The 6586-nt window shown below is 66.6% G+C and carries 4 protein-coding genes and 1 pseudogene; 3 read left to right on the top strand and 2 right to left on the bottom strand.

What is annotated here, in order from left to right; genetic code table 11:
• Nucleotides 1-724: hypothetical protein (locus VD972_RS43495; protein ID WP_324995685.1), on the bottom strand; the 724-nt coding region annotated here is incomplete at its 3' end.
• Between the two features lie 227 nt (nucleotides 725-951).
• On the opposite strand from VD972_RS43495, the gene VD972_RS43490 reads away from it, so the two are divergent.
• The 3 genes from VD972_RS43490 to VD972_RS43480 all read left to right on the top strand — a co-directional run bounded on the left by VD972_RS43490 (nucleotide 952) and on the right by VD972_RS43480 (nucleotide 5745).
• Nucleotides 952-3678 (top strand): ATP-binding protein, encoded by a 2727-nt coding sequence (locus VD972_RS43490; protein WP_324995683.1) that lies wholly within the window; start codon nucleotides 952-954, stop codon nucleotides 3676-3678.
• Between the two features lie 438 nt (nucleotides 3679-4116).
• Entirely contained in the window at nucleotides 4117-4899 is a 783-nt protein-coding gene (locus VD972_RS43485; RefSeq protein WP_324995681.1) for a trypsin-like peptidase domain-containing protein, read from the top strand.
• A gap of 30 nt (nucleotides 4900-4929) precedes the next feature.
• A complete protein-coding gene (locus tag VD972_RS43480) occupies nucleotides 4930-5745 on the top strand; it encodes a trypsin-like serine protease (RefSeq protein ID WP_324995679.1) in 816 nt (271 codons plus the stop codon).
• A gap of 86 nt (nucleotides 5746-5831) precedes the next feature.
• On the opposite strand, the pseudogene VD972_RS43475 reads toward VD972_RS43480, so the two are convergent.
• Nucleotides 5832-6586 (bottom strand): annotated as a pseudogene (locus tag VD972_RS43475) (hypothetical protein); the annotation flags it as partial.

Here is a 6586-nt window from a genome sequence, read left to right as displayed (position 1 = left end):
CCGTGACGCCCAGCCGCTCTACCGCCCACTCCAAGTATGCCTGCACATCCTCGGGAGTGGCCACCCCCGTGCGCTGGACGATGCAGACCAGACGGACCGGGACGTGCTCCCGTGCCGTGCGGACCGTCTCCTCGAACACCTCCTGCCGGGCGATGGGCTGCCCGGGCCGGAAGCGCATGATGCCATCGTTGCGCGCGGCCTCATGGAAGTGGCGGGAGATCTCCACCCGCGTCAGTCCAAAGCGCGCCAGGCGGGGCAGCAGCACAGCGCCCGAGGTCTCCCGGCTGAGGCCCGCGGCATTCGAGTAGAGGACCTTCTCCTCCACGTGACCCTCGGGGTGACGCTCATGGGCTTCGAGCACGTCGAGCACTCCGAGGAGCCACTCGGGCACGTCGGTGGACTCGAGCCCGGAGAGCGACAGGCCCAGCGGGAGCCCCCGGAGCGTGGCCAGGGCCTGGGCAAGGCCTTCGTGGTAGCCCGCCCCCGGGCGCAGCGAGGCGGAGAGCCGCTGGGAGTCCCGGTGCCACAGCGTCTCCGAGCAGAACACACAGCGCGCCGAGCACGGCTGTGCCGACGCAAACGGAGTGAAGGTGACGGGGAGCGCCACGGCCCACTTCCGTCCTCCCAGCTCGTGCTCGCGCAGCAGCTCCGGAGGCGGCACCTTCCGGTGCACAGGCAGGGCAGAGAGAGCCAAGGCGGGAGCGGCGAGCGACTGAGCGAGCATGGTTGCAGTGGCGAAAGGCCGCGGGCTGAGGATCCGGGCATCCTAGCAGAGTCCCCTGCGGGCGCTCGCTCGTACCCTGGCAGCTCGCACGGGGGCGACACTCCCTCGGGCCTGAGCTGTTAGGCGCCTGCCAGGCTGCTCCCAGTCCGCCCAGGTGAAGGGGCGACGGTTGAAGGCATTGAGCCTGCATGACTGTTGAGACGGGGTAACGCGTCTCCCGGGTGGCCATGCCTCGACTGCACTTCCACGCCAAATTGCTGCTCGCATTCGGTGCTGTCCTGCTGCCTGTCCTGGCGCTGCTGAGCGCTGACTTCTTCCAGGGGCAGAGGAGGACCCAGGAGACGATCCTCGCCTCCCAGCGGATGGCGGCCCAGGCCGTCGCGGTGCAGATCTCCGAGTCCTTCGAGTCCGCCATCGAGTTCGCCCAGGCCGTGGCCAATGATCCGCTGGTGCGGAGCCTGGATCCCCGCACACTGGATGCGCACATGCAGCGGCTGGTCCAGAACAGCTCGCTCTATGACGCCATCGGCATCTATGACGCCACCGGGCTCAACCGCGGCTGGGGCGAGCCGGACGCACCCGCCGAGCCTCGGATTCGCATCGGTGATCGCCCGTACTTCCAGAAGGTGATGGCCACCGGCGCTCCGGTCATCTCCGAGGTCATCGAGCTGAGGCGCCCCAAGCGCACGGCGATCCTCATCTCCGTTCCCATCCCCGGGCCGGGCGATCAGCCGCTGGGCGTCGTCAACGTCATCATGCAGACGGATCTGCTGGAGCAGCGCTATACGAGCGCCCGCCTCCAGTCCGGCCAGGAGATCCTCCTGGTCGATCCGAAGGGCCGGCTGGCCTTCCATACCGGGTACCCTGATCTGACGTATGAGCAGAGCAGCGCGTTCCTCGGGTTCGCGCCCCTGACGCTCGCGCTGGCCGGGACGCCCGTGAAGCTCGATCAGTTCACCAACCCGCTCAGCCGGGACGCCTCGCTGGGCGCCTTTGTCCCGACGCCCCGGCATGGGTGGGCCGTGGGGGTGATGGCGCCGTGTGACGTGGCGCTGGCCCCGCTCAATGCGTGGCTCCGCATGAAGCTGGCGATCTTCATCGGCATCCTGCTGCTGAGCGGGCTCATCTCGGCCGTGCTGGCCCGCTTCTATGCTCACCCCGTGCGGCGCCTCCAGCTGCTGGCCCGGGCCTTGGCCCGTGGGGAGCTGGGGCAGCGGGTCTCCATCCAGACGGGCGATGAGCTGCGAGAGCTGGGAGACGCCTTCAACGAGATGGCGGCTCGGGTGTCGCAGCGTCAGGCCGAGGTGGACGCGCTCCGCGCAGAGGCCGAGCGGCACGCCAGCCAGCTCGACGCCATCATCGCCAGCGTGCCGGACGCCATCTTTCTCGCCAGCCCGGATGGCCGGCTCTTCGATGCCAACCCCGCGGGGCGCCGGCTGCTCGGGTTCCGGGAACGCTCCGACCTGGGCCGGCCGCTGTCCGAGTACCTTGAGCGCTACTGCCTGCAGCATGTCGATGGGCGAGCCCTGCAGCTGGCGGAGATGCCGCTCCAGCGCACGCTGGACGGGGAGACCTTCACCGACATGGAGCTGCGGCTGTGCACCCTGGATGGGAATGAGCGCCTGGTCAGCATCAACGGTGCCCCGGTCCGCAACTCCGCCGGACAGATCATCCTGGGAGAGATCGTCGTCCACGACATCACCGAGCGCATGCAGGTGGAGGAGGAGCGGGCGCGGCTGCTCGAGCGCGAGCTGGCGCTGTCCCGCGTCAGCCAGGCCCTCGTCATGGAGGTGGAGCTCGAGCGGGTCGCCCATGTGGCCATCGAGCAGAGCCTCCATGCGCTGGGAGCTGACGCCGCCGCGCTGTGGCTGGCCAAGCCCGACCACCAGCAGCTCACCTTGATTGGCTCGCACGGGCTGGGGCAGAAGATCCGGGAGGACCTCCACCAGATCTCCTTCGAGTCGCCCCTGCTCACGGCTCAGGCCGCCCGGCAGGAGACCCTGCAGGTCATCGGGGACATCGAGCTCGGGGAGGTGCCCGCGCTCTGCCGGAAGTTCGCGCGGGAGGAGGACTTCCGGAGCCTGGTGGCCGTCCCGCTGCTCTCCCGAGGACACCTCGTGGGCGTGTTGACGTGCTTCGCCCAGGCCCCGCGTCAGTTCGCCTCGAGGGAGCTGGAGTTCCACACCACGGTGGGCCAGCTCTTCGCCATGGCCATCGAGAAGGCGCGCCTGTTCCTGGAGGTCCGCGAGGCGCTGCGGCTGCGCGAGGAGTTCATGTCCGCCGCGGCCCACGAGCTGAGGACGCCCGTCACGACCATTCAGACGTGGGCGGAGATCCTGAGCCGCATGGAGGTGAACTCCGTGCGCCAGCAGAAGGGGCTCACGGCCATTGCCCGGAACACGCGGCGGCTGGCGCAGCTCGTGGAGCACCTGTTCGCCGCGGTGTGGATGGCCCCGGGCCTGCCGAAGATGGAGCGCGACCGGTTCGATCTGGGCGAGGTGGTGGAGGAGAAGGTCAAGAGCATCTCCCGGACCACGGAGCACCCGATCTCCATCGAGGCCACCGAGTCGCTCCTCGTGGATGGAGACCGCCAGCGCATGGGGGACGTGGTGGCGCACCTGCTGGAGAACGCCATCCGGTACTCACCTCCTGGTGCCTCGATCGAAGTGGGGATGCAGTGTACGGGCCGTGAAGCCGTGGTCTCGGTGAGCGATCATGGGCCGGGCATCCCGCCTGACCGCCAGCGCCACGTCTTCGAGCCGCTCTACGAGCCGCTGCCCCCGGGCGCAGCGGGGTACACGGGAGTGGTGGGGCTGGGGCTGCACCTGAGCTGGCAGATCGTCGAGGCGCACGGGGGGCGCATCTGGCTGGACGCCCCCTCGGACGAGGGGAACACGTTCTGCTTCAGCATCCCCTTGGGCGAGTCGGACGGCCTGCAGTACGCCAGCGCCTGAGGCTCGAAGCGTCCGCCGATCCTCCGGCGCGGACATCCAGGTGCAGGACTCGTCGGTGAGACGGCTCCGGTGCAACGATGCCGGGCCGGGAGCTCTTTCAGGTACCACGAGGAGCTGGCTGCCGCGCTGGAGGTTGCTCCAAGGAGACAGCTATCCTCTCTCCACATGAAACCTGTCCCCCAGAGAGAGGTGCGCCGTCCACTCGCCCGCCTCGGCTTTCTCTTGCTCTGCGCAGCAGGAGTGTTCGGCCCAGGGGGATGCAAACAAAACAGCGCGGAGATCGCTGGAGTAGCAGATGGAGGGGGGAGCGACGGGTCGGTGCCACTCACGCAGACTCCAACCCCAAGCCCTTCGGACGATGCGGAATCCACCATCCTTCCAGAGGGCTGGGAGCCCGCCATTGCCCCTCGGCTTGGGGGTGGCCCGGCGGCAGGGAAGATGGACGTCAGCAACCGGTACGCGTCCACCATCATGCTCCTGGCGGACGGCGGTCACGTCCACGCGAACTGCAGCGGTATTCTCCTGAGCCGGCGGGTGGCCCTGACAGCAGCCAGTTGTGTGTGCCCGCCGCGGCAAGCCACCTCGCGTGGCGTTCCTGAAAAGGGTCCCATTGGCCCCTCCGCCTGCGCTGAGCGTGCGTTTATCATGACTGTTCGCTTTGGCGCGGTGAAGTCCCCTGAATTCAAGGAGGAGTCAGTGGAGCAGACCTTTGGAAGAGTCGATGGCAAGGTCCGCGTTCATCCCGCTTTCAAGCTTGAAGTCGATGATCAAGGCGCTGTTTTGTCCACCCATGCTGATCTCGCCATCATCGTTCTGGACTCCCCCTTGAGGGGGGATCTGCAGCGAGTCCCATTCGCCGAGACGGAAGTCCAGGAGAACGAAACGCTCGTCATGGCGGGCTATGGCGATGATCCTCGCTTCCTAGGCGTCGCTGGGATCCGATACTTCAGGCATAACAAGGTGACCCAGATCCGTGGAGGCTCGGACGGAAAGGTCCTCTATGAGCAGCAGGGTGCCTTCGTCTACAACGGCTACACGGGGGGGCCCTGCTTCCGGGAAGACAAGAGCCAGCGATGGCTCGTGGGGATCGCCAGTGTCGGCTCCGACCAGGAACTCTCCTTCACGAGCACGTACTTCTTCAGGGACTGGCTACGCACCGAGCTCCAACGTGTAGCGATAGCGGACTCCCCGTCGACACCTGCATCCCAGCATCCTCGGTGAGGACTTATGTGCGCTCAACAGAACGGTTCCTTGAAGGTTCTTTTGGCGGCCCTTCTCTTTTCTGGGAGTGGGTGTTCATCAACGCCCGAGTCTTACTTTGCCGTGGCGAAAGGCGTGGACGATTACACCAACCGGTATCGGTCAACGGTTCTGGTGTACACACCCGCTGGCAGTTGCAGCGGCGTCCTCATTGCTCCGCGTCTCGTGCTTTCCTCAGCGCACTGTTTCTGCCTGCCGATGGATTTTGCGTCCCGAGCCGGAACCTGGGTCTACACAACGCGAAATGCGAAGTGTGAGCAGAAGGCAAGTGTTCGGGCTTTTCGCTATCAGCAAGAGGACGGAAAGTGGGTAGGCGTACCCGAGTCCTACGAGGGTACCGTCGTCGCGCACGAGAGCTTCAGGTCCGAGGTCCAGGATGGGAAGGTCAAGAGCCACTGGGCGGATCTCGCTGTCATTCAACTCCAAGAGGCTGTGGCAGGCATCAATCCCGATGGCAACATGCCTGAAGTCGAGGTCAAGCCCAATGAGTCGCTCGTCGTAGTGGGTTTCGGGCCGAGCGCCGAAAAAGCCGCCGATTTGGGCATGCGGCGCTTTGGCAGAAACCTGGTGACGGAAGTCATTACGACGCGCGATATCAAAGAGTTCCGATTCACAACGGGCAGGGTTCACGTCCTCTCAGGGGATAGCGGCGGTCCCTCCTTCCGCGAGACGGCGGAGGGACGCTGGCTTGTCGGCATCAGCGGTGGGTTCACCAAAGCCAGAGGAGGCCACGAGTCCTGGTTCACGAGCACCTATTACTACCGCGACTGGATTGAGCGTCAGAAGCGGGATCCGAGCGTTAACTGAAGCGAGCGTCTCCGACTCGTGGCCCACTGCGGGCTGAATGGATCCACGCCCAAGAGTGAGCGCAGCGAGGATGGACTGTCGCATCATCAGGGCTCCCCTGCCGTAGGCGTCCTTGGCATGTCGACGGACGGCTTGTAGCAGTACCCCTCGTGCTCGAACATCTTCTCCCCGCATGGAGGCTTCTCCCTGCCGACTTCGACCCAGCAGCCACCGTTGATCGCCGTCTCGCCACGCTCACACGGCGGCTTGCGCTGCGCCGGGGATGGATGCTTGGGCATCGGTCGGCCCAGCGAGTCGTACGGGACGCCAGCGCCAGGCACTTTCTCTACGCTGGACAGAGCCTCCTCGGCGACGCCCCCATCCGTGGCGAACTGTGCCACCTCCTCGGGAGTGGCGAGCCATGGCGCTGGCTCTGGTTCCGGCAGGCGGGGCCTGAGCAGCTCCATCGCCAGCACCACCACCAAGCCACCCACCATGGCCGTGAGCGTGGTGGAGAGCAGCGCGGAGATGGAGGTGCGACGGCGCTCACGCTGGGTGGAGGTGTCGCTCGGCTCACTGGGTGGGGAGGCTCGATCCGTGTCCGAGAGTTCCTCGCTGGGGGGTGGACTTGAGCTGCTGCTCACCGAGAAGCGGGGGACCCCCTCTTCCGTGCCGACGGCGCTGGGAGTGGGGAGGATGGGCCTGTCCGCCTCAGGCCCGGCCGTCTGCGTGAGCACGGCGGCCTCCCTCTCGAGCTGCTCCGCGGTGTCCCGGGCCCGCCTCTCCTCGGAGAGCAGGCGCAGGGTGAGTGCCTCCAACTCCAGGCACACCATGGCCATGGCGCTCGGTGGAAGCACCTCCC

It is taken from the genome of Hyalangium sp. (assembly GCF_035629615.1).
Classification (GTDB): Bacteria; Myxococcota; Myxococcia; order Myxococcales; family Myxococcaceae; genus Hyalangium.
The sequence above is the reverse complement of the archived record's forward strand: the minus strand, read 5'-3'. Positions and strand labels throughout refer to the sequence as shown.